Origin of the sequence: Microbacterium sp. NPDC090225, assembly GCF_044772365.1 — a bacterium.
GTDB lineage: Bacteria > Actinomycetota > Actinomycetes > Actinomycetales > Microbacteriaceae > Microbacterium.
This window is the reverse complement of sequence record NZ_JBIVYS010000002.1, coordinates 1-26,715: the sequence shown is the minus strand read 5'-3', so window position 1 is coordinate 26,715 and position 26,715 is coordinate 1. Positions and strand designations below refer to the sequence as shown.

Sequence of the window (26,715 nt, the reverse complement as noted above, 5' to 3'; positions counted from 1 at the left end):
GAGGTCACCCCCGCGGAACGCCCGCCCGGAGTTCGGCGAACACCTCGTCCGCCGTCCCGAGGCGCACGAGAGGAGCGGCCTGCCCCATCCACAGCGACTGCAGCTCACCGAGGCCCTGCTCCCCCGCCGCCGCGCGGAACTTCCCCGTCAGCCAGTTCTGCATCGGGAACGGGGCGATCGTGCCGCTCGCCTCGATGGCGCGCACGGCCCGGTTGCGGGCACCGCGCGCGAGTCGTCCGCTCATCGCGCGGGTGAGCACGGTCTCGTCGGCGGACGTCGCGTGGATCGCCGCGCGGTGCGCGTCGGTGACCGCCGACTCGTCGGTGGCGAGGAACGCGGTGCCCACCTGCACCCCGCCGGCTCCCAGCGCGAACGCCGCGGCGACCCCGCGACGATCCGCGATTCCACCGGCGGCGATGACGGGTACCGAGACCGCGTCGGCGACCTGCGGCACGAGCGCGAACGTGCCGACGAGGGAGTCCTCCGCGGGCCGCAGGAACGAGACCCGGTGCCCCGCCGCCTCCATCCCGGTCGCGACGATCGCATCCACTCCGCCCGCATCGAGCGCCACGGCCTCGGCCACCGTCGTGGCCGTTCCGACGACGCGGATGCCGCGGCGATGCGCCTCGTCGACCATCTCGGCGCTCGGCACACCGAACACCACGCTGAGCACGGCGGGCGCGACCTCCCAGATCGCGTCGAGCTGCTCGTCGAGCGGGGCGAGGTATCGCTCGGGCCGAGCGGGAGTGTCGATGCCGACCGCGTCGTAGAAGGGCTGCAGCGCCTGGGCGAAGATCATGTGCTGGGCGTTCGGTTCGACCTCGTCGCCGGTGGGCAGCCAGACGTTGAGCGCGAACGGGCGGGCCGTGGCCGCGCGCAGTTCGGCCCCGACGGTGCGGATGCGGTCGCCGTCGTACCCGTAGAGGCCGAACGACCCGAGCCCGCCCGCCTCGCTCACCGCGGCGGCGAGCGCGACCGACGACAGCCCGCCGAACGGCCCCTGCACGATCGGATGCTCGACACCGAGAAGCTCACCGAGGCTCTGTGGACCAAGACCACGCAGATCAGTCATGCTCCGAGCCTATTCCCGCCCTCGCCACAGGGCCCGGTGCTACCCTCGCACCATGGGTGAGTGGATCGAGCGGATGCTGAGCGTGCTGCTCGCGACCCTCGGTCTCGTGGCGATGCCGGATGCCGCGGCCCTCGGTGTGGCCATCGCCCTCATCGCCGTGACGGCCCTCGTGCTGGCCGTCGCGATGAGCATCCGCACGACCGTCGACACCCGCGCCCCGCATCCGTGGCGCGCGATCGACGCGTCCGCGCTGCTCGCGCAGAGCGATCCCGATGCGGCCGGTCACCCGCGTCCGCGAGCGCCGGGAGTCGCGATCCCCGCGTAGTCCTCCGCCCGGGAACGGGAGGGACCACGCGGCTTTCGCCGACCCCTCCCGACCTCTTGAACGGACACTCCGATGGACCTCTTCGCCTTCCCACCCCTCGCCGCCCTGCTCGACGCCGCCTACGGCGCCCTCGCCGGGCTCTCCACTCTGCTCGACCCCCTCGCCGGGGCATCCGCCGCCGCCCTGGCGGTCGTCCTCGTCACCCTGCTCGTGCGCTCCCTGCTCATCCCGGTCGGCTTCTCGACCGCCAAGGCCGAGCAGACGCGTACCCGCCTGGCCCCGAAGCTGCGCGAACTGCAGCGTCGCCACAAGAAGAACCCCGAACGGCTGCAGAAGGAGATGCTCGCGCTCTACCGCGACGAGAAGACCTCGCCGTTCGCGGGCATGCTCCCGGTGCTCGCGCAGGCACCGGTCGTCGGCATCCTGTACACGCTGTTCATCCGCCCCGAGATCGCCGGGCATCCGAACGACCTGCTGACGCACGACCTGTTCGGGGCTCCGCTGGGAACGAGCCTCGTCTCCGCGGTGTTCGGGGGCACGGCGACGCCTGCGACGTTCCTCGTGTTCGGGGCGCTGCTGCTCGTGATCGTCGCGACCGCAGAGGTCACGCGCCGGGTGTTCCGCCCCGCTCCGGTCGACGACGACTCGTCGATGGGCGCGGCGATGAACTCGCCCGCGATGCAGCGCGTGTTCGGGTCGCTCCACTATCTGACGGCCGTGTTCGCGGTGTTCGTGCCGCTCGCCGCCGCGCTGTACCTGACGGTCACGGTGGTGTGGACGCTCGTCCAGCGGATGCTGCTGCGTCGCCGTTACCCGCTCGCGACGACCGGCGCGGCGGGTGCCGCCGGCTCCACGGCACCGGTCAGTCGGGCAGCGGTATCGGCGCGGTGAACACCCCGGTCTCAGGGCCGGCCTCAGGGCCGGTCTCTGAGCCGGTCCCGCGACCGGTCCCGGAGTCGGTGTCCTGTGCCCGCCGCCGGGCCTGCCGGATGCCGAGGGTCGTGCCGATGCTCGCGACGACGACGAGGGCGATCGCGAGGAGACGGAGCGGCGAGGCATCCTGACCGAGGACGAGCCAGCCGGCCAGCGTCGCGAAGGCGGGCTCGAGGCTCAGCAGCACCCCGAACACGCGCTGCGGGAGGCGCCGCAGCGCCGCGAGCTCGAAGCTGTAGGGGATCACCGACGAGAGCACGGCGGTGATTCCCGCCAGCAGCAGGAGTTGCGGGTCGGCGGCGATGACGGTCGCGGTCGGGATGCCGACCGGCAGCAGCAGCACCGCGGCGACGACGAGTCCCATCGCGAGCCCTCCGCTTCCGGGGATCACCGCTCCGACCTTCGCGCTCGTGCGGATGTACATCGCCCAGAATCCGGCGGCGATGAGGATGAACACCACGCCGAGCGGATCGAGCGGTTCGGCGCCCACGACCCCGTCGACGAAGAGGAGCCCCATGCCGATCACCGCGACACCGACCCAGACGGCATCCGGAAGCCGGCGGGTGAGCACCGCGGCGAGTACGAGCGGCCCGAGGAACTCGATCGCGACCGCCGGCCCCAGCGGGATGCGGTCGATCGCGGCGTAGAAGAAGCCGTTCATCGCGGCCAGCGAGAGCCCGAACAGCAGCGCCGCCGTCCACTGCTGCCGGGTCCAGCGCCGGGGGCGCGGACGCACGATGACGAGCAGGAGCAGGGCGGCGATCGCCACGCGCAGCGAGGTCACGCCCCAGGGCCCGAGCACCGGGAAGAGCTGTGCAGCAACGGCCGCCCCGAAGGGCAGCGACAGGCAGGAACCGATGACGAGGGCGACGCCCGTCAGGGTCCGGGACGACGCGGATTTCTGCACTGCTCCAGCGTAGCTCCGCGCCGTCCGCGCTCACGTCAGAGGTGCTTGCCCCCGGTGACCGGCAACACGATGCCCGAGGTGTACGACGACTCCGCGGAGGCGAGGTACACGTACGCCCCCGCGAGCTCCGCCGGCTGCCCGGCACGACCCAGCGGAGTGTCCTGACCGAAGGTCGCGAGGCGCTCCTCGTCCCATCCGGTGGCGGGGATCAGCGGGGTCCAGATCGGTCCCGGCGCCACCGCGTTCACCCGGATGCCGCGGGGTCCCGCCTCTTCGGCGAGCGCCTGCACGAACGCGACCTGCGCGGCCTTCGTCATCGCGTAGTCGATGAGTCCGGGTGAGGGGTTGTACGCCTGGACCGAGGCCGTGACGATGATGCTCGCTCCCGGCTCGAGGTCGGGGAAGGCGGCGCGGGCAGTGAGCAGCATCCCCTCCAGGTTCGTTTCGAACACCCGGCGCATCCGATCGGGGTCGAGCGTCTCGAACCCGTCGATGTCGTGCTGGTACCCGGCGTTGAGCACGAGCACGTCGAGACCGCCCAGGGCCTCGCGGGTGTGCGACACGATCGCCGCCGCGAACTCGTCGTTGCGGAGGTCCCCGGCGAGGCTCACGCCGGTGCGCCCCGCGTCGCGGATCAGGCGCACCGTGTCGTCGGCATCCGCCTGCTCCTCCGGGAGATGGGCGATCGCGACATCGGCGCCCTCGCGTGCGAAGGCGATCGCCGCCGCTCGGCCGATGCCGGAGTCACCGCCGGTGATCAGCGCGCGCCGCCCGTCGAGGCGGCCGTGGCCGACGTAGCTCGACTCCCCGTGGTCGGGGGTGGGCAGCGTCAGCCCGGTGAGCCCCGGCTGATCCTGCTGCTGCGCCGGGAACCCCTCCTCGCGGTGGGCGTGTCGGGGGTCGGTCGGGGAAGCAGTCATCTCGTCACCTGGGGTTCCGTATCGTCGGTCTCGTCTCGCGAGGTACCGACGATGCCGTCAGCCCCTCCCCGTTTCCAGGGGGTTGACAGGCGGATGCTCCGACCCGGAGCGCTCAGCTCTACGGTGCTGCGGGGATCTCGGTCGTCGTCGGGGCCTCGCCGTTCTCGGCCGGCTCGGGCACGAGGTAGAGACCGCTGGGCGCGTTCGCGGTGAACGCGAGCGCCTCGATCCACGCGCGGTTGATCGACGGCTGGCGGCTGCCGAAGTACTTGAAGACCAACGAGCTCGCCGGCTGGATCCACACGGTCGTGCGTCCACCGCCGACGCTCGCGTCTTCACGCCAGCTGAACGGGAACGGCTCGCCCCGGCGCAGCTTCGCGGTGATGACGAGCTGCAGGTGCGTGAGCGCTCGGTCCTCGATCTCTGTCTTGACTCCGCCTTCGTAGACGAACTTCCCCATCAGGTGCTCCTTGGTGCGATGCTTCGGTTCTCCGACCCGGCCGTCGGGATCACCCCATGAGATAAGCGTATGCCCTCCTCGTTCGCTGCACGGAATACGGGGTCACGTGGCACCCCGCCGAGGCGAAGTCAAGCCCCTGCGACGGCGGTGACCCGCGACCCTAGAGTCGAGATCCAACCTGCCGAGGAGGCGATGACGGATGACCGATTCAGGCACCGACGGTTACACCCCCACCACGACCCACGCCGAGTGGGGCGCGGGCGCACCGAAGCTGCGCATCTCGCGAGACGACGAGCGCACCGAGTTCCTCCTCGACGTCGACGTCGTGCGCATCGGTTCGGCGGCGGGCAACGAACTGCGTCTCGCCGACACCGATCCGGTGCACGCCACGATCACCCACGACGAGCGCGACGAGTACGTGCTCGAACTCCACGGCGAGGGCGAGCGCAACGCGAGCGACAACGCCGACGGGACCCACTCCGCACCGAGCACGGAGACCCTGCGCACGGGCGCACGCTTCACCGCCGGACCGTGGACGTTCGTGTACCACCGCGAGGAGTTCGCCGACCACGGCCGCCCCTTCGGTGGGCGCAAGGGCGGCGAGTACGACGACCAGCCGCTGCAGCCGCCGCGACCCGACTACGCGCACGATGAGGCGGCAGCGGGCCCCGACGACGCCGCGGCTCCCGACGGTCCCGCAGAGGGCACGCCGGGTCCGGATTCGGCGGACCGCTGACGGACCGCCGGCGCGATCACCGCACCGGAACCAGTCCGACGCGCAGGGGCGCTCCCGGGGCGGATGCTTCGGCGAGCGCCTCGTCGATCGCGGCGAGAGGCCGCACGGCGCCCACGGCATCCGCGAAGGGATAGGCGCGTCCGCGCCCGGCGAGGAACGCCACCGCCTCGGCGAGATCGGCGCCCGTGTAGTTGTGCACGCCGGCGACCGTGACGAGGCGGCGCACGATGCTCTCGGCGTCGAGCGGCACCCGGTCGGCGGGGAACACGCTGCCGACGAGCACGACGATCCCGCCGACACCCACCCCGTCGAGGGCCTCGGCCACCGCATGACCGGATGCCTCGATCACGACGTCGGGCTCGGGGGTCCCGGCGGCACCGGACGACACCGCGCCGCCCGTCGTCTCGCTCCGCCCGCTCAGCGACCGGGCTCCGCGTGGTGCCAGCCATTCCTGCGCACGGGCGCGACGCGTGTCGTTCGGGTCGAGCACCTCGACGAGCGCCCCCTGCTCGGCGGCGATCGCGGCGGCCGACAGCCCCACGAGGCCGGCTCCGTGGATGCGCACCCGCGCACCGTCCAGATCGCGATGCCTGGCCGCGCGGGCGACGGCCGCCCAGGCCGTCGCGGTCGCGCACGAGGCAGGAGCGAGCACGGATGCCGGGAGCGTCTCGGGCACCCGCACGATCGTGGTTCCCTCACGCAGCTGCATGTGACTGCCGAAGGCTCCGGTCAGCTCTCCGTGCGCACCGATGCGGTCGTGCCCGTACTTGCCGAGCGTGCGGCACTTCTGCGGCATGCCGCACAGGCACCGGTCGCAGCTCGCGCACGACACCGTGATCGACCAGACCACCCGGTCGCCGATCCGCAGCGGTGCGCCGTCGGTGGCCGTCGCCCCGGCGTCGCCGAGCGCGATCACCCGGCCGACGCTCTCGTGTCCGAGCACCAGCGGCACCGGGGCGGGTCGATGCCCCTGCACGGTGTGCACGTCGGATCCGCAGATGGTCGACAGCTCGACCGCGACCAGCACGTCGCCGTCCGAGAGGGCGACGCCCGGCACGGCGATCGTCTCGTGGGGCTGCCCCTCTCCGACGAACACCATCGCGGTGGCCGCCGGTCGCAGCGCCACGTCGCGCCGGTGCCCGGGTGGGCGGGTCAGCATCGTTCCCATGACGTCACATCCTCAGGAGCTCGTGACGAGCGGCAGCAGGCCACGCTCGGCGAGGGCCGCACGCAGGCCGGTGACGTCGCGGAGCACGGCATCCGCTCCGGCCTCGTCGAGGGCACGTCGGTCGTGCGCGCCCGAGAGCACACCCGCCACGAATCCGGCACCCGCGCGGATGCCCGACTCGACATCGCTGACCGTGTCGCCGGCGACCGCCACGGCGGCGACCGACGACGCGCCCGTGCGCAGGAGGGCCGTGAGTACGAGGTCGGGAGCGGGGCGCCCGCGACCGGCGTCGACCGGCGAGAGGGCGAGGTCGACGAGGTCGCCCCAGCCGAGACCGTCGATCAGGGCGTCGCGGGTGACCGGGGCGAAACCCGTCGTGAGCACGACGCGCAGCCCGGCGTCCTTCAGCCCGCGGATCGCCTCGGCGGCCCCGGGGATCTCGCTGACACCCTGCTCGCGCACGATCTCGGCGTAGGCGTCTTCGAACGCGGCGGTCGCCCGCTCGGCGGCGGCGACATCGCCCCCCGCGAGGTGCGTGAACACGTCGATCTTCGACTGCCCCATCGTGACGCGCACGTGATCGAGGGCCTCGGCCCACGGCATCCGATCGGCGACGCCGGTGCGTGCGGCGGCGCGCTGGAACGCCTGCTCCACGACGCCGTCGTCGAGCACGGTGGTTCCGGCCATGTCGAGCACGACGAGCTCGACGGGGACGGGGGAATCGAGCGGAGTGTTCAAGGGGTTCCTTCCATCGCGGGGGTCCACCCGAAGGCGGCGGTGAGGTTCTCTTCGGCGAGGCCGAGCCCGGTCGTCATGCCGATGCCGGTGGTGGCGGCGAGCACGAGTGCACCGGCGTCGCCGCGCTCGACGAGGAAGTCGCCGGCGGCCTTGGCGTAGACGCCTTGCCAGCGCTCGAGCACACGCGGCGTCGGCATGTCGAGCAGCGCGGCGGCCTCGTCGAGGAACGCCGTGAACGCCGCCTCGGGCTGGAACGGAGCGGGCGTGGTGGCCGTCGCATGCGAGTCGCCGATGATCAGCGTGCCGTCGGGCAGCTGCGTGTACATCTGATTGAGGTCGAGGGCGGCGAGATCGGGGCGCTCGGCGTGCAGGCGCTCGCGCAGGCGCGCGCCCTCCGGCGTGCCCGCGAAGCGGCCGTACCGGACGAGCGACCAGCCCGTGAGCAGCGGGGCCGAGAGCGGATGCCGCAGCGTCACCGCGGCCCGCATCATGTCGAGCGCGCACCGCTCGATCCCGCGCCGCTCGGCGATCTCGGGGAGGAGCTGGTCGATGTCGTGGTTCACGGCGACGACGACGTGCGCAGCGGTGAGCGTGCCCCGCGTCGTCTCGACGCGCTCCCCTGCGACCGCGGTGACCGCGGTGCGGAAGCGGAAGTCCACCCCGAGCCGCGCGAGGTGGCGGACGATCGCGGCCGCCGCGCTGCGCGGATCGGTCTGCAGGTCGGTGTCGATGTGCGCGCCGCCGATGACCGCCTCGGCGCGCAGCGGAGCGAGCCGCAGCAGTTCTTCGGCGTCGAGCATCCGCATCCCGCCGTCGCGGGCAGCGGCCTCGAGCACCGCGATCTCGTCGTCGTGACGCGCGGCGACGAGCGTGCCCGACTCCCGCAGCCAGAACCCGGCGTCGCGCGCCAACCGCAGCCACAGCGGGCGGGAGGCGTCCGCGTACCGACGCGCCTCTCCGGCCTGGGCGCCGATGCAGAGGTGCCCGAAGTTGCGGATCGTGGCGCCGGCGGGAGCATCCGTCCGATCGACGACGATCACGCGCAGCCCGCGACGCGCTGCGGCGTAGGCGGCACCGAGGCCGACGATCCCCGAGCCGACGACGACGAGGTCGGCGGTGTCGCAGCGCCCGCTCGTGTGAACACCACTCAGGTGAACACCGCTCATTTGAACACCTTGCGCATCCACATCGCGAGCCCCTCCACGACGAGCACCGTGACGAGGATCATCAGCACGATCGCCGTGACGGTCTCGTAGCGCGATCCCTGGCTGGCATTCAGCAGGTAGTAGCCCACGCCGCCACCGCCGACGATGCCGAGGATCGTCGCCGCGCGGATGTTGGTGTCGAGCATGTAGAAGCTGTGCCCGATGAGCGCCTGCATGCCCTGCGGCACCGTGGCCGAGCTGTAGGTCTGCAGGCGCGTGGCGCCGACGGCGCGCAGCGCGCGCTCGGGGCCGCGGTCGACCTCTTCGAAGGAGTCGGCGATGAGCTTGCCGAGCAGACCGATGCCGCCGATCGCGAGCGCGATCACACCGGCCTGCGGCCCGAGGCCCGTGATGACGACGAGCACGATCGCGAGGATCAGCTCGGGGATACCGCGGATGCCGACGAGCAGGAACCGGGCGGTGGCGCGCACTCCCCCGTTCGGGGCGACGTTGCTCGCGGCGAGCGAACCGAGCAGCAGCGACGGGAGCAGGGTGAGCACGGTCGCGGCGAGCGCGATCGCGACGGTGTCGCGCATGGCCTCGATCATGGACGCCGCGTCGTAGTTGCCGAACGAGGGCGGCCAGAACTTCGCGGCGGTCTCGGGGAGCTTCGCCCAGAAGGTGAGGAAGTCGGTCCAGGTGATGTCGCTGACGACCACGCTGCCGAGCACCACGAGCACGGCCACGATACCGGCGGCGGTGTTGCGCACGCGCTGGCGGGTCCAGGGGCGACGCACCGCGGTCTGCGGGCTGGTCGCCCACGCCGGGCGGGCGCCGGAGGCGCTGTCTCCGGCCGCGGCGGAGGGCGAGAGCCGCGGGTGCACGATCCGGTCCATCCACGAGCGGGTCTGCTTCTCGTGGCCGAGCATCGCGCCGCGCACCAGGCTCGAGACGATCTCCATCGCGATGCAGAGCACGAAGATCACGAGGGCGATGCCGAGGCCCTTGCCGTAGTCGAGCGCCTTGAACGCGTACGACATCTCGAGTCCGAGACCTGCGACGCCGACGTACCCGAGCACGACACTCCCGCGCAGGTTGATGTCGTTGCGGTGCAGCACCGTCGCGACCCAGCTCGGCAGCACCTGCGGCAGGACGCCGGCGGTGAACTCCTGCAGCTTCGACCCGCCCGCGGCGCGGATCGCGAGGCGCGGCCCCTCGTCGATCTGCTCGATCGCATCGGCGAACATCTTCGAGATCATGCCGATCGAGTGGATGCCGATGGCGAGGATGCCGGGGAGGGTTCCGAGCGAGAACATCAGCACGAACGCCATCGCGAGCACGACGTCGGGCAGGGCGCGGGTGAGCACGCCGACGAAACGGGCGGCGGCGCGCCAGCCGTTTCCGGGGGTCGTGTTCGATGCCGCGAGGTACGCGATCGGCACCGAGAGCACCGCGGCGAGCAGGGTGCCGACCAGCACGAGTCCGACCGTCAGCGCGATCAGCCAGAGCAGGTCGCCTGGCTCGGGGAACGTGAGTCCACCCACGCGCGCCATGAAGTTCTCGGCGTTGCCCCAGCTCTCCACCATCGCCGGGATCGAGATGCCGACCTCGCCGACGGCGAGCACGCCGAGCACGACGAGGGCGAGCAGGGTGAGTCCGGCCGCGATGCGCTCGGGCGAGATCGGATGCTTCGGCGCGCGTTCCGCGACCGAGGTGTGCGAGGTGCCCGAGGTGCCCGACGGCCGATCGGCGAGGAGCGTCATGAGGCCGCCACCTGTGTCGCGGCATCCGCCAGTTCCATCGCCACGGCGGTGATCTCGGCGGTCGATGTCGCGACGCGGCCGTAGATCTCCATGACCTCGGCCTTGGTGAGGTCGGTGGTGGGGGTGTCGAGCACGATCTCGCCGTGGCGCAGACCGACGATGCGGTCGGCCCACGAGATGGCCAGGTCGACCTGGTGCAGGCTGCACACGACCGTGAGTCCCTCGTCTGCGGCGATCTCGCGGATCAGCGCCATGACCTGGTCGCTGGATTCGGGGTCGAGCGAGGCGACGGGCTCGTCGGCGAGCAGGATGTCGGGCTTCTGCATGAGGGCGCGGGCGATCGCCACGCGCTGCTGCTGCCCGCCCGAGAGCGTGTCGCTGCGCTGGTAGGCGCGGTCGAGGATGCCGACGCGGTCGAGGTGTTCGAGAGCGCGCAGCTTCGCGGCCTTCGAGTAGCCCCACAGACCCAGTCGCGGACCGCGGATGCCGGAGAGCGAGCCCGTGAGCACGTTCTCGAGGACCGTGAGCGAGGGCACCAGCTCGAACTGCTGGAAGATGAAGCCGACCCGGCTGCGCAGCGTGCGCAGCGCACGCCCCCGGAGGGCCGGGACCTGGGAGCCGAGCACCTCGACCGAGCCGGAGGTCGGGGTCTCGAGGCCGTCGAGGTGGCGGAGGAGCGTCGACTTGCCCGAGCCGGAGAGGCCGAGCAGCACGACGATCTCGCCGCGGGAGACCTGGAGCGAGGCATCCTTCAGGGCGGTGGTCGACCCGAAGGTCTTCGTCACGCCGTCGAGGCGGATCAGGTCGTCGGTCGTGGTCATGGCGTGGCTCCTGCGGATGTCGGGATCGTGAGCGTGATCGTGGATGTGGGAGTGGAGCCGATCGGGACGGTGGGCGTCCCGATCGGCTCCGGACGGGTCAGCAGACCTGGGTCAGGCCTTGCACTGCTCCGCTTCGGTCTCCGTGCAGATGTCGCGGATGAGGTCGTAGTACGCGTCGTCGACCGGCTCGGTGGCGTGGAAGACGCTGCGGAACCCGTCGGTGTCGGCGCCGTCGATGCCCGCGGCGATGATGTCGTCGATCGTGATCTCAGCGAGGCCGTCGATGAGCTCCTGCGCGACCTCGTCCGGGAGGGTCGAGGAGTACACCAGCGGGGCGCCGGGCACCATCGTCTCGTCGATGACCTTCACGGCATCCGACTTCTCGACCTCGGAGTCCTCGGCGAACCCGACCTCGCACTCGACGCCTTCGCCGACCTTCTGGACGCTGACGTCGTGCTTGCCCGCGAAGACCGGGGTGATGTCGGTCTTCGGGTCGATGCCCGCCTCGAGCAGGTTGTAGGAGGGGAAGAGGTAGCCCGAGGTCGACGACGGGTCGACGAAGCAGACCTTCTTGCCCGCGAAGTCCTCGATGCTGTCGATGTCGCTGTCGACGGGGACGATCGCCTGCGAGTAGTAGCCGGGTTCCTGGCCCTCTTCGGTGACGATCGAGGAGATCGGGGTGAGCTTCGCACCGTTGTTGGTGGCGGTCACGTAGGTGAAGCCGGAGAACGAGGCGACGTCGACCTTGCCGGCGACGGCGGCCTCGATGAGCGCGGCGTAGTCGGTGGACTCGTGGTACTCGACGGTCTTGCCGGTGATCTCGGCGATGTAGTCCATGAGCGGCTGGTAGTTCGTCTCGGTGTCGACCGAGTCGGGAACGACGCCGAAGACGAGGGTGTTCTCGTCGACCGCGAAACCGGAGGCGGAGGACGCCGCCGCGTCGGTGTCGGAGCCGGTCGCCTCGGCGGTGCCGGAGCAGGCGGCGAGGCCGAGGGCGAGGAACGCGACACCCGCGAGAGCGGGGAGAGCACGGAGCTTCATGAGGACCTTTCAGAGGTGGGAGGGGTGATCCACGGATGACTCTCTCAGGTCGGCGGGCGAGAAATATACCTAACTCGGCAGAGTTCAACGGTCGTTCACCCGCGCGTTCCCGGGCGGACTTCTGCACGATCGCGGGGCTGGACTTGGCCGCGTGGACAAGTAATATGCCTATGTGGCAGAAGCTGTCTATACCCAGATCGCCGAGGATCTGCGCGCGCAGATCGCGTCCGGCATCCTGCGCCCCGGCGACGATGTTCCCACCGAGGCCGAGCTGGCCGAGCGGTGGCATACCTCGCGTGGCCCGATCCGAAACGCGCTCGCCGCCCTGCGCGGCGAGGGGCTGATCGAGACGGGACGCGGCCGACCCGCGCGGGTCGTCGCACGCAAGGCCAGCCAGGCCGTCGACGTGTCGGTGCCGTTCACGCGGTGGGCGCGCGACCTGGGCGTCGAGCCCGGTGCCGAGACCCAGGAGCTGAGCCTGCGACGCGCCGGTGATCATGCCGCGGCGCTCGGCGTCGAGCCGGAGGACACGATCGTCAGCGTCGTGCGTCTGCGACTGCTCGATGGTCGCCCCACGATGCTCGAGCGGCTGTTCTACACCGAGGCCGCCGGTCGTCGGTTGTTCGACGTCGATCTCGACGAGGTCTCGATCACCGAGTACCTGGGTTCGCAGGGGCATCCGATCGTGGGCCTGCAGCACGTGATCGACGCCGTCGCGGCGGACGAGCAGGATGCCGCGCTGCTGCAGGTACCGCAGGGCACACCGATCCTGCGGCTGAGCCGCACCTCGCGCGATGCGGACGGGCGCATCTTCGAAGCGTCCGAGGATCGGTATCTCAGCGAGGTCGTGCGCTTCACGGTCGCCGCTTCGGGCATCTCGACCGATGGGCACTTCATGCGCGCGGTCGGAGCCTGACGTCCCTCTAGGCTGGGAGCGGTACCGCGACGAACGGGGAGGGTTCGGATGGGCATGAGGGCTGCATACACACTGATCGATGAGGGCACGCTCGATCGGTTGGTGTCGCTGTCGCCCGAGGTGTTGCTCTCGACGCTCGAGGAACTCGAAGAGACGGGGGCGCCGACGGTCTACGTCGACAAGATGTGGGACGGTCTGCACTTCCTGCTCACGGGGGTGTCGGCATCCGCTCCGCGCGAGGACGACCCGCTGAGCGAGGCCATCGTGGGCGTGCACGCGTTCGGCGGTGACGACTTCGTCGGCTGCACAGAGAATGACGAGCTCGAGCCGATCATCGAAGCCCTCGACGCGGTCGACCTCGACGAGGCGCTCGCGAGGGTCGATTTCGCGGCGTTCGCCTCGGCGCGGGTCTACCCGAACATCTGGACCGACGACCCCGCGCAGTTGCGGGCCGAGCTGACGGATGCTTTCGCCGAACTGCGGCGCGTGCACCAGCAGGCCGCCGACGCCGAGCGTCACCTGGTGATCAGCATCTACTGAGGATGCGGCCGGGCCCGAGTGGCTGCGGGGCTCGCCGCGGATCTCGGATGACCGGAGGCGGTCGCGGTCGCCAAGCTGTACTCATGCGCGCATCGGCGTTCGTGTCCGGTGTCTCGCGGTCGCGGTCGCGCTGGCGGTCGCCGTCGCATTCGCGGGAGCGGTCGCGGCAGCGGTGGCGGCAGCGGTGGCGGCAGCGGCGGCGGCGTGTGATGCAGGGCGGGGTGTTCGCCATTTCTGGCGGGGGTCCCACCAGGCGGGTCCGCGGATCTCGGGTGTGCCGTTGTGCATGCGGATGTGCCAGCCGGAGGTGTCGAGGGTGCGGTGGTGGTGCCAGCAGAGGGTGACGCCGTTGTCGGTGCTGGTGGGGCCGCCGCGGGCGTGTTCGGTGACGTGGTGGATCTCGCACCAGCTCGCGGGCACGTGACATCCGGGGATGAGGCACTCCCTATCGCGGAGCGTGATCGCACGACGTTGGTGGGCGGTGAACACCCGGTCGGTGGTGTCGATGCCGATGATGCGCCCTGCCGGGTCGGAGGTGACGCGTTGGATGCTGCCGCCGCAGGCGGTGTGCCGGGCGGTCGACAGGGAGACAGGGGCATCATCCACACCGTCGACATGCGACCAGCCCCGCCCGGTCGCATAGTCCTCCGCAGTCACCGACACCACGAGGGTCGGGGCGGCACCGCCGAGGGAGGGCATGTCACCGTGACGGGCCGCGATGCCGAGGACCGCGGCGAGGGCGTCGTGCTGCTTCTGCGCACGGGAACGGCCATCGACCATCCCGCTGGGATCACCGGAGGGGAGAGCATCACCATCGAGGAAGTCGTTCGTTCCACACAGCGGCGCGTCGTCAACGGTCGGCACGAACCTCACTCCGCCCACCATCCCCTCTTCTGATCGCGGGGTCGCCGGGACGGGTGGTCCGTCGACTTTCGGGTTCAGGTACGCATCCCAGATGCGCTGCAACTGCCCCGCCGTCTCGGGCAGGAGGGATCCACGGATCGGGATCACTCCGCCCTTCACCCGGCCGAGCACGATTCCCCGCGCACGCATCGCGCGTTCTTCGGCGGGTTCGGCGCCGTCGGGGTCGAGGTAGGTCACGATCACCCGCGACAGGAGCTTGAGGTCTTCGGGCGTCGCGGGCGGTCCCGCCTCCACATCCGATGCTGCATCCGGATCGTCGACGTCATCGGCATCACCATCATCGACGACGACGAATCCGCGCGCGTACTCGGCCAGTTCGGCGTCCGCCCGCAATCGGTCCGCCGCACCGATCCGGACGCCGGCCTGCTCGACCGGCCCGGTCGCCGCGAGCAGCCCCGCGATCCCGACCGCCCCGTCCAGCAACGCGTCCCGCAGGGCCGGCCAGCGGGCAGGCAACAGCACCCCGGACGAGAAGTCCAACTCCCGCCGCACGATCTTCCCGGCTTTCACGACCCGTGCCGCGCCGGCCGCGTCCGTTCGGAGGACCCGTTGGACGAGTTCGTTCATCGTCCGGCATCCGAACCGTCCGCAGAATGCGAGTTCTCCGGACCCGGCGGGGCGTTGATCGACCGATGCGACCGTCTCGACGATCACCGCGTCGACCCGCCTCGCGACCTCGCCGGCGGCGCGGAGGACCTGCATCTTCTCCGCATCCGACAGCCCCGCCACGACATCTGCGCGCAGCACCGTGGTCAGGTCGGTGGCGACCCGGTCCAGGAGTTCGGCGGTGCTGTTCATGTCACTCAGTCCACCAGGGGCCACCGACATTCGGACGCGAAAAGACCAGGCCACAGGCACTATCGGCGCGAATGGTGGAGAACTCGGAACAGCGCAGCACCGGTGCAGAACGAGTGCATGCGGGGCGGGACCCTTCGACAAAATCCAGGGACCCAACTGAGGGGACAAGCACCACCTCACACTGCGAGCAGCACGATCCCCGCGACCACCACCGCCGACGCGCCCACCCGCCACCACGGGCGCGATTCGCGCAGCACCAGCACCCCGAACAGGCTCACGATCACCACACTCACCTCGCGCAGCGGCGCGACGAGCGCGACCGGAGCGATCTGGATCGCCGTCAGCACGAGGATGTACGACAGCGGCGACAGCACCCCGAACGCCACGATGCGCCGCCACTGGGTTCGCCCGAGCATCCGCACCGCCGCCCACCGTCCGCGCACTCCGACGGCCAGGGAGTAGAACGGCACCTGCAGCAGCGTCGTTCCGACCATGAACGCCACCGGCGAGAGACCCCAGGTGCGCACGGCGTGGGCATCCCAGATCGTGTAGATCGCGATCGCGACACCGGTGAGAACACCGAACACCAGCGCGGGGTCGATCCGACGTCGCGCATCGCCACGTCCCCCGCGGTCGACGAAACCGATCGCGACCACGCCCGCGATCACCGCCGCCACTCCGAGCAACGCCACCACCGACGGACGCTCTCCGAGCAGCAGAACCGCGATGATCACCGAGAGGAACGGCCCCGTGCCCCGAGCCGTGGCGTAGACGGTCGAGAGGTTGCCCTCCTGGTAGCCGCGCTGCAGCACGAACATGTAGCCGACGTGCAGCACTGCCGAGACTCCGACGCCCAGCAGGAACGAACCGAGATCGGATGCCCCGATCCCGCCCGTGAACGGGATCGCCCCGGCCCACACCACCGTGCTGCCGACCGCTCCCCACCACAGGAACGGCATACCGGCGCGGCTGATGCCGTGGGCGATGATGTTCCAGGCGGCGTGCGAGAGTGCGGCTCCGATGACGAGCGCGAAGGCGAGAGCGGACATACGGGAACCCTTCCGGCCGCCGCGGGCGCGACGAACAGGGTTCCTCCGGGCTTTTGTCCGGTCAGATGACGGCTCGCCTGCGGAGACGAACCGTGGCGCCGCTCGGACCAGTCGGGCGAACCCCGGAACCCTAGGCGCTATCGAGGTGCACCCTACTCCCCCACGGTGAACGATCGGATACGGCACCATCCGCGGGTACGCTCGAAGGACGCCCGTCTGCAGGAAGGCCCTCCATGCCCGTCACTCCGGTCGCCCTCGCCCACGCCGAGGACCTCGCCGACTTCGTCGCCGCGTCCCCTTCGAGCTATCACGCCGCGGCCGAGATCGCCCGCCGCCTCGAGGACTCGGGCTTCACGCGCCTGAACGAGGAGGACGCCTGGCCCGCACAGCCCGGCGGTCGCTTCGTCGTGGTGCGCGACGGCGCGACGATCGCCTGGGTGGTACCGACGGATGCCGCGCCCACCACGCCCGTGCACGTCTTCGGCGCGCACACCGACTCCCCCGGTTTCAAGCTCAAGCCGCAGCCGACGACCGGCACCCGGGGCTGGCTGCAGGCCGCCGTCGAGGTGTACGGCGGTCCGCTGCTGAACTCCTGGCTCGACCGCGAGCTGCGTCTCGCCGGACGGCTCGCGCTGACCGGCGGCCGCGTCGTGCTCGCCGATACCGGCGCGCTGCTGCGCCTGCCGCAGTTGGCCATCCACCTCGACCGCACCGCGAACAGCGGACTCGCGCTCGACAAGCAGGTCGAGACGCAGCCGGTGTGGGGGCTGGGCGACCCGAGCGAGGCCGACGTGCTGGGCGAGCTCGCGGCATCCGCCGGAGTCGACGCCGCCGACATCCGCGGCTACGACGTCGTGATCGCCGACACCGCGCGCGGCGCCGTGTTCGGCAAGGACGACGCCTTCTTCGCCTCGGGTCGCCTCGACGACCTCGCCTCGGTGCACGCGGGCGTCGTCGCCCTCGCCGCGCACGAGACCGAGGCAGGTGCCCCGATTGCGGTGCTCGCAGCCTTCGACCACGAGGAGCTCGGGTCGAACTCGCGTTCCGGCGCCGCCGGCCCCTTCCTCGAAGACATCCTGGGGCGCATCTCCGACGGGCTCGGAGCGGATGCCTCGGAGCGCCGCCGCGCCTTCGCATCGTCGTGGTGCCTGTCGAGCGACGTCGGCCACTCGGTGCACCCGAACTACGTCGGCAAGCACGACCCCGTCGTTCAGCCGGTGCTCGGATCGGGTCCGATCCTCAAGCTGAACGCCAACCAGCGCTACGCGACGGATGCTCTCGGTGCCGCCGCCTGGCATGCCTGGTGCGAGCGGGCCGGCGTACCGACCCAGGAGTTCGTGTCGAACAACGGCGTGCCCTGCGGCTCGACGATCGGACCGATCACGGCGACCCGCCTCGGCATCCGCACCGTCGACGTGGGCATCCCGATCCTGTCGATGCACTCCGCGCGCGAGCTCGCCGGCGTCTCGGACCTGCACGATCTCGCCCGCACCGCCGAGGCGTTCTTCCGGTCCTGACCCCCCCGAGGTCGTCTTTTTCGCCCGCCTGTCCGTGGCCGGTGCCAGGATGAGGGGATGACGCAGAACCCGCCCGGCCTCATCGAGCGCGCCGGCATCGAGATCATCCCCGAGTCCGAGCGCACCGCGAAGCCGCGCGACCTGTTCTGGCCGTGGTTCGCGGCGAACGTGTCGGTCTTCGGCATGTCGTACGGATCGTTCGTGCTCGGCTTCGGCATCTCGTTCTGGCAGGCGACGATCGTCTCGATCGTGGGCATCGTGGTGTCGTTCCTGCTCTGCGGCCTCATCGCGATCGCCGGCAAGCGCGGATCCGCGCCGACCATGGTGCTCTCGCGCGCGGCCTTCGGCGTGCACGGGCAGAAGGTGCCCGGCATCGTGTCGTGGCTGACGTCGATCGGGTGGGAGACGTTCCTCGCCATCATGGCCGTGCTCGCGACCGCCACCGTCATCACGCAACTCGGCGGCGACGGCGACAGCATCGCGCTCAAGATCACGGCGACCGTCATCGTCGCGGCGCTCATCGTGGGCGCCTCGGTGCTCGGCTATCACGCCATCATGAAGATGCAGTCGGTGCTCACCTGGCTCACCGGCGCCGTGACGATCCTCTACGTGATCCTCGCCGCGCCCAGCATCGATCTCGAGGCCGTGCTCGCCCGCCCGGACGGCGGGATCGGCCAGGTCATCGGCGCCCTCGTCATGGTGATGACCGGCTTCGGCCTCGGCTGGATCAACATCGCCGCCGACTGGTCGCGCTACCAGAAGCGCACCGCGTCCGACGGGGCGATCGTCGCGTGGAACACGATCGGCGGCTCGGTCGCGCCCGTGATCCTGGTGGTGTTCGGTCTGCTGCTCGCGGGATCCAACGACGATCTCTTCGCCGCCGTGCAGGCCGACCCGATCGGCGCCCTCGCGACCATCCTCCCGCTGTGGGTGCTCGTGCCGTTCCTGCTCACCGCCGTGCTCGCCCTCGTCTCGGGCGCGGTGCTCGGCATCTACTCCTCGGGCCTCACGCTACTCAGCCTCGGCATCCGCATCCCGCGCCCCTCGGCCGCCGCGATCGACGGCGTCATCCTGACGATCGGCACGATCTTCGTCGTTTTCTTCGCGACCGACTTCCTGGGCCCGTTCCAGAGCTTCCTCATCACGCTCGGTGTTCCGCTGGCCTCGTGGGCGGGCATCCTCATCGCCGACATCCTGCGCCGCCGCAAGGACTACGACGAAGAGGCGCTCTTCGACGCGAGCGGCCGCTACGGCGCCTGGGACTGGACCTCGATCGGCACGATGGTCATCACCAGCGCCATCGGCTGGGGTCTCGTCGTGAACAACTTCGCCGCGGATGCCGCGTGGAACAACTGGCAGGGCTATCTGCTGTTCCTGATCGGGGGCAAGGAGGGCGAGTGGGCGTACGCCAACCTCGGCGTCTTCTTCGCTCTCGTGCTCTCGTTCCTCGTGACCTACATCGCGCGCGCGGGCAAGATCCGGCGGCAGGAGGCGTGAGCACCTCGGCCGGGGCGACGTCGGCGGTGGGAACCGGAGCGGGAGCGCCCGCCACGGAGCAGCCCTGGCTGGTCGTGATCGACCCGCAGACGATCTTCGCGGCGCCCGACTCCGCATGGGGTTCGCCGTTCTTCGCCGAGGCGATGCCCCGTATCCGGACCCTCGCGGAGTCCTTCGGCGAGCGCGTGCTCGTGACGCGGTGGATGCCGACGGCCGACCGCTCCACCTCCTGGGGTGACTACTTCACCGCGTGGCCGTTCGCCGATCGGCCGCCGACCGACCCGTTGTTCGCTCTCGTGCCCGAGGCATCCGCACTGTCACCGCTGCCGACGCTCGACCTGCCGACGTTCGGTAAGTGGGGCGTCGAGATCGAGCGGATCGTCGGACGCGGAGCGCACATCGTGCTGGCCGGTGTCTCCACCGACTGCTGCGTGATCTCGACGGCCTTGGCCGCCGCGGATGCCGGGGCCCACGTCACCCTCGCGGCCGATGCCTGTGCGGGGTCGACCGCCGAGAACCATGCCGCCGCCGTTCAGGTGATGGGTCTCTACCCGCCGCAGATCACGATCAGCGACACGGCGACGGTGCTCGCGGGGCGCTGAACCCCCGCCCCAGACAGGAAAAGCCCCAGACAGGAAAGCCTCAGGCGGCTGACCGCACGGCTGCCGCGATGTCGGCCGGTGATCCGCGCCAGGGGGCTCCGTGCCCGGGCAGCACCCACGATGCCGACACCCCGGCGAGCCGGTCGAGCGAGACGAGCGCGTCGGCAGGCTCATCCGTGAACGGGGCGGGCTGTGCACCGACCTTTCCGGTGAGCACGTGCCGGGTGGTGAGCGCGTCGCCGACGAAGACGGCCTCGACGAGGGGGACGTGCACGGCGATGCTGCCGGGCGAGTGCCCCGGCATCCCGATCACGACGGGCGAGCCGGGCAGGTCGAGCACGTCGCCGTCGCCGACCTCGCGGACCTCGGCGACATGGCGTGTGCGGAAGGCGTTCTTGCGCAGCCCGTAGCCGAGGAACCCGAGCATCGGCCCGAGCCGCGCCGGCCCCATCGCGGTCTTCGGCTTCTCGCCCGTGCGCACGCGGTGCGCATCGGCGGCATGGATGAACACGGGCACCCCGACCTCGCGCCGCAGTCGTTCGGCGAAGCCGATGTGGTCGCTGTCGCCGTGGGTGAGCACGACGCCGCGGATGTCGGTGAGCGGGCGCTCGATCTCGGCGAGGGTGCGATGCAGATCGCGCCAGTGGCCGGGCAGTCCGGCATCGATCAGCGTGATGCCCTCGGGTGCGTCGATCAGGTAGGAGGCGACGATGTCGTTGCCGAGACGGTGCAGGTGCGGGGCGAGAAGCATGGTGGGGGTCCTTTCTGGACGGGTGCGATCGGCGGACGATTGCGAAGGCTACGATACGTAGCTATCATGGCTATTGTCAATAGCTATCAAGGAGGGCCCATGCCGGCACCCGAACGCACCTCGACCGAGGCCATCGTCGCCGCCGGGCGCGCGATCCTCGAGGAGTCGGGGCCGGCGAGCCTCACGATGCAGGCCGTCGCCACCCGGGTCGGCGTGCGCGCCCCCTCCCTCTACAAGCGCGTGCGCGACCGCGATGCCCTCCTCACCGCGGTGGCCGAAGCAGCGATCGACGAGCTCGGCTCGCGCCTCGACCGCTCGGGCACCGACACCGCGGGCACCGACCTCACCAGCCTCGCCGAGGTCTACCGCGCCTTCGCCCACGAGCATCCCGAGAGCTTCCGGCTGATGTTCATGGCGTCCGCTCCCGTCGACGCCCTGCATCGCGCGTCCGAACCCGTGCTGCGCGCATCCGCCGCCCTCGTCGGCGAGGCGGATGCCCTCGACGCCGCGCGCCTGTTCACGGCCTGGGCGACGGGATTCCTGCAGATGGAGCTGTCGGGCGCGTTCCGGCTCGGCGGCGACGTCGGCCAGGCGTTCGACTACGGGCTGCGCCGACTGCTCGCCGGGCTGACGGCCTGACCGTCTGCCCTCCTGACCCTGACCGTCTGACCGCCTGAAACGGCGGCTCAGATCGCGACGCCGTCCTTCCACACGCGCGCCACGAGCGGCACGCCGGGGCGATACGCGAGGTGGATGCGGGTGGGCGCGTCGAGCAGCACGAGGTCGGCCCGCGCCCCCGGGGCGACGATCCCGATGTCGTCGCGGCGCAACGCCCGGGCGCCGCCCGCCGTCGCGGCCCACACGGCCTCCGCCGGGGTCATGCCCATGTCGCGCACAGCGACGGCGATGCAGAACGGCATCGACGAGGTGAAGCTCGACCCCGGGTTCGTGTCGCACGCGAGCGCGACCGTGACGCCGGCATCGATCAGCCGGCGCGCGTCGGGGTACGGCTGGCGGGTCGAGAACTCGACGCCCGGCAGCAGGGTGAGCACGGTGTCGGATGCCGCGAGCAGCGCGACATCCTCGTCGGTCAGGTAGGTGCCGTGGTCGACGGATGCCGCACCCAGCTCGACAGCGAGCGCGACGCCCTCCCCCGGTCCGAGCTGGCTGGCGTGCACCCGCGGTGCCAGGCCCCGGGCGATCCCGGCCTCGAGCACGCGACGCGACTGCGAGACGGTGAAGGCCCCGGTCTCGCAGAACACGTCGATCCACCGCGCGTGCGGGGCGCAGGCGTCGAGCATCGGACCGGTCACCAGGTCGACGTACTCGTCACCCCGATCGGCGTATTCGGCCGGCACGACGTGCGCGCCGAGGAACGTCACCTCGGACGTCACCTCGGCGGCGAGACGCACGAGACGCTCCTCGTCGGCAACGCTGAGCCCGTAGCCGCTCTTGATCTCGACGGTCGTCGTGCCCTGCGCGAGCATCTCGTCGAGGAATCCGCGCACCCGCGCACGCAGTTCGGCGTCGCTCGCCTCACGAGTGGCCGCCACGGTCGAGCGGATGCCGCCGGCCGCGTAGGTGCGTCCCGCCATCCTCTCCTCGAACTCGACCGCCCGATCGCCCCCGAACACCAGGTGGCTGTGACTGTCGACGAACCCGGGTACGACCGCACGCCCCGCGGCATCCACGATCTCGTCGGCGGTCGGAGCATCCGCCGCCGCCCCCACCCATGCGATCCGGTCGCCGTCGATCAGGACAGCCGCGTCCACCTGGGTCCCTGCGTCTATCGAAGGGCCCACCGCCGGCACGTTCGTCGTCAACTCGCCGATGTTCGTGAGGAGCGTCGTCATGGCGTCAGCCTTTCAGAATCAGGAAGCACAGCTCAGAGCATCGGGACGTTCAGGCCGCGCTCGCGCGCCACCTCACGGGCGTGTTCGTACCCGGCATCCACGTGCCGCATCACCCCGGTGCCGGGGTCGTTGGTGAGCACGCGCTCGAGCTTCTGGGCGGCGAGGTCGGTGCCGTCGGCGACCGTCACCTGACCGGCGTGGAGAGACCGGCCGATGCCGACGCCTCCGCCGTGGTGGAGCGACACCCACGAGGCACCCGAGGAGGTGTTCAGCAGCGCGTTGAGCAACGGCCAGTCGGCGATCGCGTCGGAGCCGTCCTTCATCGCCTCGGTCTCGCGATAGGGAGAGGCCACGGAGCCTGCGTCGAGGTGGTCGCGCCCGATCACGATGGGTGCCGAGAGTTCGCCCGAGGCGACCATCTCGTTGAACTTCAGACCGGCGAGGTGCCGCTCCTTGTATCCGAGCCAGCAGATGCGGGCGGGAAGCCCTTCGAAGTGCACCTTCTCGCCGGCCTTGTCGAGCCAGCGGTGCAGCGCGGTGTCTTCGGGGAACAGCTCGGCGATCGCCCGATCGGTCTTCGCGATGTCCTCGGGGTCGCCCGAGAGCGCGGCCCAGCGGAAGGGCCCGCGACCCTCCTCGAACTGCGGCCGGATGTAGGCCGGCACGAACCCCGGGAACGCGAACGCACGGTCGAACCCGCCGAGCTCCGCCTCCCGACGGATCGAGTTGCCGTAGTCGAAGACCGCGGCACCGGCGTCCTGGAAGGCGACCATCGCGGCGACGTGCGCCGCCATCGATTCCCGCGAGCGCCGCGTGAACTCCTCGGCGTCGCGCTCCGCCTCCGCCTTCCAGTCGCTGACGGAGACGCCGACGGGCAGGTACGCGAGCGGATCGTGCGCACTGGTCTGATCGGTCACGATGTCGATCGGCACGCCGCGGCGGTGGAGTTCGGGGAACACCTCGGCGGCGTTGCCCACGACCCCCACCGAGAGCGCTTCTCCGGCATCCTTCGCGGCGAGCACGCGCGCCACGGCGGCGTCGAGATCGGTCGTGTACTCGTCGAGGTACCCGTGCTCGACCCGGCGGGCGAGACGCGACTCGTCGACGTCGACGATCAGCACGGCGCCGTCGTTCATGGTCACCGCGAGCGGCTGCGCACCGCCCATGCCCCCGGCGCCGCCGGTGAGGGTGAGTGTGCCGCGCAGCGAGTCGCGGCCGAGCGAGCGGGCGACGGCGGCGAAGGTCTCGTAGGTCCCCTGCAGGATGCCCTGCGTGCCGATGTAGATCCACGAACCGGCCGTCATCTGGCCGTACATCAGCAGACCCAGCTCCTCGAGCCGGCGGAACTCGGGCCACGTCGCCCAGTCCCCCACGAGATTCGAGTTGGCGATGAGCACCCGCGGCGCCCATTCGTGCGTGCGGAAGACGCCCACCGGCTTGCCCGACTGCACGAGCAGCGTCTCGTCGGGCTCGAGCTCGTCGAGGGTGCGCACGATCGCGTCGTACGCCTCCCAGCTGCGGGCGGCGCGACCGGTGCCACCGTAGACGACCAGGCTCTCCGGGTGCTCCGCCACCTCGGGGTCGAGGTTGTTCATCAGCATCCGCTTGGCTGCTTCGGCGCCCCAGGTCTTGGCCGTGCGCTGATTGCCGCGTGCGGCGCGGACGGTGCGCGTCGTGTCGGTGAGGGTGGGCTTCTGGTCAGTCATTCGCGTGCTCCTTTGCGATGCGGGCGACGGCGCCGGACTGCACGAGAGCGGTCACGGCCTCCATGTCGGGAGAGAGGAAGCGGTCGGGGCCGGGGCCGGCGGCGACCGTGCGCACGAGGTCGCGCACGGCCCCCGTGGCGGGGCCGGCCTGCAACGGCGCGCGCAGATCGAGGGCCCGCGCGCCGGTGAGGATCTCGATCGCGAGCACCCGGCCGAGGCCGTCGATGGAGCGGCGCAGCTTGCGCGCGGCCGCCCAGCCCATCGAGACGTGGTCCTCCTGCATGGCCGAGGAGGGGATCGAGTCGACGGAGGCCGGAACGGCCAGGCGCTTGAGCTCCGACACGATGCCGGCCGCGGCGTACTGCGCGATCATGAGGCCGGAGTCGACGCCCACCTCGTCGGCGAGGAACGGCGGGAGACCGTGGTTGCGCGCCGGATCCAGCGCGCGGTCGGTGCGCCGCTCCGAGACCGAGGCGACGTCGGCGACCGAGATCGCGAGGAAGTCGAGCACGGCGGCGACCGGCGCCCCGTGGAAGTTGCCGTTCGACTCGATCCGGCCGTCGAGCGTGATGACCGGGTTGTCGATGACGCTCGCGAGCTCGCGTCCGGCGATCGTCGCCGCGTAGCCCGCGGTGTCGCGCGCGGCGCCGTGCACCTGCGGTGAGCATCGCAGCGAGTACGCGTCCTGCACCCGTCCGTCCTCCGGCCCCTTATGACTGTGCACGATGGGCGAGTCGCCGAGGAACGCGCGCAGGTGCGTCGCCGACACGCCCTGTCCCGTCTGCGGACGCAGCGCCATGAGATCGGCGGCGAAGACGGCATCCGTGCCCAGCTGCGACTCGATCGACATGGCCGCGGCGATGTCGGCGGTGAGGAGCAGTTCTTCGAGGTCGTGGAGCGCGAGCACCAGCATCCCGAGCATCCCGTCGGTGCCGTTGATGAGGGCGAGGCCCTCCTTCTCGACGAGGGTCACCGGCTCGATGCCCGCGGACGCCAGAGCCTCGGATGCCGGGACCAGCGCGCCGTCGGCCGTGCGCACGTCGCCCTCCCCCATCGCCGCCAGCGCGATGTGGGCGAGCGGGGCGAGATCACCCGAGCAGCCGAGAGAGCCGTACTCGCGCACGACCGGGACGATCCCTGCGTTGAGCAGCGCCGCGTAGGTCTCGACGACCACGGGCCGCACACCGGTGCGCCCCGAAGCCAGGGTCTGCAGTCGCAGCAGCTGCAGGCCGCGCACGACCTCCGCCTCGACCTCGGCGCCGGTGCCCGCCGCGTGCGAACGGATGAGACTCGCCTGCAGCTGCAGACGACGATCAGGGGCGATGAAGGTGGTAGCGAGCGCGCCGAAGCCGGTCGAGACGCCGTAGTGCGGGTGCGGATCGGCGGCGAGCCCGTCGATCACGGCGCGGGTCTCGGCGACGCGAGCGAACGCCTCGGGGGCGATCACGACGGGAGCGCCGTGGCGGGCGACGGCGACGACATCGGCGGGAGCCAGCGGGGTGGCGCCGACGAGCACGGGGGCGAGTTCACTCATGTTTCGATTCCACACCCGAGGGGTCGCCCACGACAGCGGAACATGACATCCTGTGTCTGTGATCCCAGACAGTAAGGATGCCGCGGCCGACGCTCCCGCGCAGGTGCCGGCGGCGGAGCACACGCTACGAATCCTCCGGTATCTGGCCGGGCGCCCGGCGCCGGTTGCGGCATCGGCCATCGCACGCGATCTCGCGCTACCCCGATCGACCGTGTATCACCTGCTCGGAACGCTGGCCACGCACGGCTTCGTCGTGCACCTGCGCGAAGACCGCCGGTGGGGTCTGGGCACCTCCGCGTTCGAGCTCGCCGGCGGCTACGCCCGCCAACAGCCGCTCGCCCGGCTGGGGCGCCCCCTCGTCGCCGCCCTCTCCGACCGACTGGGGGAGAGCACGCACCTTGCCGTGATGAGCGGGGGCGACGTGCTGTACATCGTCGAGGAGCGTGCACCTCGACGACCGGCCCTGGTGACCGACGTGGGCGTGCGGTTGCCCGCGCATCTGACCGCGAGCGGGCGAGCGATGCTGGCCGCGCTCCCCCGCGAGCAGGTGCGGGCCCTGTACCCCAGCACTTCGGCGTTCCCCGACCGCACGGGCGTGGGACCGCGAACGCCGCGCGAGCTCCGCGAGGTGCTGCGTGAGGCGCGCGCTCGAGGGTACGCCACCGAAGACAGCGAGGTGGCCGACGGCCTGCGTTCGGTCGGCGCCGCAGTGCGCGATCACAACGGATGGCCGGTCGCCGCCGTCGCCGTCACCTGGGCCGGGGACGACGTCACGGAAGAGACGCTGGCGGATGCCGTGCACGGCACCGCATCCGTGCTCGAGGCGCGGCTGGCGCGCTGAGCGGGCGGCTCTCACATGGCCATACAACGAAAAAGAGCCACCCAGCATTGGGTGGCTCTTTTTCTTAAAAGAAGTCCGGCGGTGTCCTACTCTCCCACAGGGTCCCCCCTGCAGTACCATCGGCGCTGTGAGGCTTAGCTTCCGGGTTCGGAATGTAA

26 protein-coding genes and 1 rRNA gene are annotated in these 26,715 nt (G+C 71.1%); 10 read left to right on the top strand and 17 right to left on the bottom strand.

The window, feature by feature from the left end; genetic code table 11:
* Window positions 1-4: 4 nt before the first annotated feature.
* The gene (locus tag ACIQTT_RS14005; RefSeq protein ID WP_402791299.1) at window positions 5-1,072 is read right to left on the bottom strand and encodes an NAD(P)H-dependent flavin oxidoreductase; all 1,068 of its coding nucleotides are present in this window, start codon (window positions 1,070-1,072) and stop codon (window positions 5-7) included.
* Window positions 1,073-1,124: 52 nt separating this feature from the next.
* Between ACIQTT_RS14005 and ACIQTT_RS14000 the strand changes: the two genes are divergently transcribed.
* Window positions 1,125-1,397: a DUF6412 domain-containing protein gene (locus ACIQTT_RS14000; protein ID WP_402791296.1), complete on the top strand. Its 273-nt coding sequence runs from the start codon at window positions 1,125-1,127 to the stop codon at window positions 1,395-1,397.
* A 72-nt stretch (window positions 1,398-1,469) separates the two neighbouring features.
* Window positions 1,470-2,288: a YidC/Oxa1 family membrane protein insertase gene (locus ACIQTT_RS13995; RefSeq protein ID WP_402791294.1), complete on the top strand. Its 819-nt coding sequence runs from the start codon at window positions 1,470-1,472 to the stop codon at window positions 2,286-2,288.
* On the opposite strand, the gene ACIQTT_RS13990 is transcribed toward ACIQTT_RS13995, so the two are convergent.
* The 3 genes from ACIQTT_RS13990 to ACIQTT_RS13980 form a co-directional block, all read right to left on the bottom strand.
* Window positions 2,260-3,237, bottom strand: coding sequence for an EamA family transporter (locus tag ACIQTT_RS13990; protein ID WP_402791291.1), 978 nt, complete (start codon window positions 3,235-3,237; stop codon window positions 2,260-2,262). The two genes, ACIQTT_RS13995 and ACIQTT_RS13990, sit on opposite strands and share 29 nt — an antisense overlap.
* Before the next feature lie 35 nt (window positions 3,238-3,272).
* Complete coding sequence (locus tag ACIQTT_RS13985) at window positions 3,273-4,157, bottom strand: SDR family oxidoreductase (protein WP_402791288.1); 885 nt, start codon at window positions 4,155-4,157, stop codon at window positions 3,273-3,275.
* Between the two features lie 118 nt (window positions 4,158-4,275).
* Window positions 4,276-4,617, bottom strand: coding sequence for an ATP-dependent DNA ligase (locus ACIQTT_RS13980; RefSeq protein ID WP_247625244.1), 342 nt, complete (start codon window positions 4,615-4,617; stop codon window positions 4,276-4,278).
* A 199-nt stretch (window positions 4,618-4,816) separates the two neighbouring features.
* Between ACIQTT_RS13980 and ACIQTT_RS13975 the strand changes: the two genes are divergently transcribed.
* Window positions 4,817-5,353, top strand: a complete 537-nt coding sequence (locus ACIQTT_RS13975; RefSeq protein ID WP_402791285.1) for an FHA domain-containing protein — start codon at window positions 4,817-4,819, stop codon at window positions 5,351-5,353.
* Window positions 5,354-5,369: 16 nt separating this feature from the next.
* On the opposite strand, the gene ACIQTT_RS13970 is transcribed toward ACIQTT_RS13975, so the two are convergent.
* The 6 genes from ACIQTT_RS13970 to ACIQTT_RS13945 all read right to left on the bottom strand — a co-directional run bounded on the left by ACIQTT_RS13970 (window position 5,370) and on the right by ACIQTT_RS13945 (window position 12,029).
* Window positions 5,370-6,521, bottom strand: a complete 1,152-nt coding sequence (locus ACIQTT_RS13970; protein WP_402791282.1) for an alcohol dehydrogenase catalytic domain-containing protein — start codon at window positions 6,519-6,521, stop codon at window positions 5,370-5,372.
* Between the two features lie 12 nt (window positions 6,522-6,533).
* Window positions 6,534-7,259, bottom strand: coding sequence for an HAD family hydrolase (locus ACIQTT_RS13965; RefSeq protein WP_402791279.1), 726 nt, complete (start codon window positions 7,257-7,259; stop codon window positions 6,534-6,536).
* Complete coding sequence (locus ACIQTT_RS13960) at window positions 7,256-8,425, bottom strand: TIGR03364 family FAD-dependent oxidoreductase (protein WP_402791276.1); 1,170 nt, start codon at window positions 8,423-8,425, stop codon at window positions 7,256-7,258. Before ACIQTT_RS13960 ends, ACIQTT_RS13965 begins: the two co-directional genes overlap by 4 nt.
* Window positions 8,422-10,167 carry a phosphonate ABC transporter, permease protein PhnE gene (phnE, locus tag ACIQTT_RS13955; protein WP_402791273.1) on the bottom strand — a complete coding sequence of 582 codons (1,746 nt, stop codon included), beginning with the start codon at window positions 10,165-10,167 and terminating at the stop codon, window positions 8,422-8,424. The genes ACIQTT_RS13960 and phnE overlap by 4 nt, the downstream gene beginning before the upstream one ends.
* Window positions 10,164-10,988, bottom strand: coding sequence for a phosphonate ABC transporter ATP-binding protein (gene phnC, locus ACIQTT_RS13950; RefSeq protein ID WP_402791270.1), 825 nt, complete (start codon window positions 10,986-10,988; stop codon window positions 10,164-10,166). Before phnC ends, phnE begins: the two co-directional genes overlap by 4 nt.
* A 111-nt stretch (window positions 10,989-11,099) precedes the next feature.
* The gene (locus ACIQTT_RS13945; protein WP_402791267.1) at window positions 11,100-12,029 is read right to left on the bottom strand and encodes a phosphate/phosphite/phosphonate ABC transporter substrate-binding protein; all 930 of its coding nucleotides are present in this window, start codon (window positions 12,027-12,029) and stop codon (window positions 11,100-11,102) included.
* Between the two features lie 172 nt (window positions 12,030-12,201).
* On the opposite strand from ACIQTT_RS13945, the gene ACIQTT_RS13940 reads away from it, so the two are divergent.
* Both ACIQTT_RS13940 and ACIQTT_RS13935 read left to right on the top strand, forming a co-directional pair.
* On the top strand, window positions 12,202-12,945 hold the full coding sequence (locus ACIQTT_RS13940; RefSeq protein WP_402791264.1) for a GntR family transcriptional regulator: 744 nt from the start codon (window positions 12,202-12,204) through the stop codon (window positions 12,943-12,945).
* A gap of 54 nt (window positions 12,946-12,999) precedes the next feature.
* Complete coding sequence (locus ACIQTT_RS13935; protein ID WP_402791262.1) at window positions 13,000-13,485, top strand: YfbM family protein; 486 nt, start codon at window positions 13,000-13,002, stop codon at window positions 13,483-13,485.
* Between the two features lie 81 nt (window positions 13,486-13,566).
* On the opposite strand, the gene ACIQTT_RS13930 is transcribed toward ACIQTT_RS13935, so the two are convergent.
* Window positions 13,567-15,207, bottom strand: coding sequence for a DUF222 domain-containing protein (locus tag ACIQTT_RS13930; protein WP_402791259.1), 1,641 nt, complete (start codon window positions 15,205-15,207; stop codon window positions 13,567-13,569).
* A 176-nt stretch (window positions 15,208-15,383) separates the two neighbouring features.
* Window positions 15,384-16,256 carry an EamA family transporter gene (locus tag ACIQTT_RS13925; protein WP_402791256.1) on the bottom strand — a complete coding sequence of 291 codons (873 nt, stop codon included), beginning with the start codon at window positions 16,254-16,256 and terminating at the stop codon, window positions 15,384-15,386.
* A gap of 233 nt (window positions 16,257-16,489) precedes the next feature.
* On the opposite strand from ACIQTT_RS13925, the gene ACIQTT_RS13920 reads away from it, so the two are divergent.
* From ACIQTT_RS13920 to ACIQTT_RS13910, 3 genes are read left to right on the top strand one after another with little or no spacing between them, the layout of a single operon-like run.
* Window positions 16,490-17,773, top strand: coding sequence for a M18 family aminopeptidase (locus tag ACIQTT_RS13920; protein WP_402791254.1), 1,284 nt, complete (start codon window positions 16,490-16,492; stop codon window positions 17,771-17,773).
* A gap of 57 nt (window positions 17,774-17,830) precedes the next feature.
* Window positions 17,831-19,270: a purine-cytosine permease family protein gene (locus tag ACIQTT_RS13915; RefSeq protein WP_402791251.1), complete on the top strand. Its 1,440-nt coding sequence runs from the start codon at window positions 17,831-17,833 to the stop codon at window positions 19,268-19,270.
* Entirely contained in the window at window positions 19,267-19,872 is a 606-nt protein-coding gene (locus ACIQTT_RS13910; protein WP_402791248.1) for a cysteine hydrolase family protein, read from the top strand. Before ACIQTT_RS13915 ends, ACIQTT_RS13910 begins: the two co-directional genes overlap by 4 nt.
* 40 nt (window positions 19,873-19,912) lie before the next feature.
* Here the strand turns inward: ACIQTT_RS13910 and ACIQTT_RS13905 are convergent, their stop codons facing one another.
* On the bottom strand, window positions 19,913-20,623 hold the full coding sequence (locus ACIQTT_RS13905; RefSeq protein WP_402791245.1) for an MBL fold metallo-hydrolase: 711 nt from the start codon (window positions 20,621-20,623) through the stop codon (window positions 19,913-19,915).
* 99 nt (window positions 20,624-20,722) lie between these two features.
* Here ACIQTT_RS13905 and ACIQTT_RS13900 point away from each other — a divergent pair, with 99 nt between their 5' ends.
* A complete protein-coding gene (locus ACIQTT_RS13900; RefSeq protein WP_402791242.1) occupies window positions 20,723-21,262 on the top strand; it encodes a TetR/AcrR family transcriptional regulator in 540 nt (179 codons plus the stop codon).
* Between the two features lie 47 nt (window positions 21,263-21,309).
* On the opposite strand, the gene hutI is transcribed toward ACIQTT_RS13900, so the two are convergent.
* Genes hutI through hutH form a run of 3 tightly spaced genes read right to left on the bottom strand, consistent with a single transcriptional unit; the run spans window position 21,310 to window position 25,716 of the window.
* Window positions 21,310-22,476, bottom strand: coding sequence for an imidazolonepropionase (gene hutI / locus ACIQTT_RS13895; RefSeq protein WP_402791240.1), 1,167 nt, complete (start codon window positions 22,474-22,476; stop codon window positions 21,310-21,312).
* 32 nt (window positions 22,477-22,508) lie between these two features.
* A complete protein-coding gene (hutU, locus tag ACIQTT_RS13890; protein ID WP_402791237.1) occupies window positions 22,509-24,182 on the bottom strand; it encodes a urocanate hydratase in 1,674 nt (557 codons plus the stop codon).
* Window positions 24,175-25,716, bottom strand: a complete 1,542-nt coding sequence (hutH, locus tag ACIQTT_RS13885; protein WP_402791234.1) for a histidine ammonia-lyase — start codon at window positions 25,714-25,716, stop codon at window positions 24,175-24,177. Before hutH ends, hutU begins: the two co-directional genes overlap by 8 nt.
* Window positions 25,717-25,768: 52 nt before the next feature.
* Here hutH and ACIQTT_RS13880 point away from each other — a divergent pair, with 52 nt between their 5' ends.
* Window positions 25,769-26,557 (top strand): IclR family transcriptional regulator, encoded by a 789-nt coding sequence (locus tag ACIQTT_RS13880; RefSeq protein ID WP_402791231.1) that lies wholly within the window; start codon window positions 25,769-25,771, stop codon window positions 26,555-26,557.
* A 73-nt stretch (window positions 26,558-26,630) separates the two neighbouring features.
* Here the strand turns inward: ACIQTT_RS13880 and rrf are convergent.
* Window positions 26,631-26,715, bottom strand: a 5S ribosomal RNA gene (gene rrf / locus ACIQTT_RS13875); the annotation flags it as partial.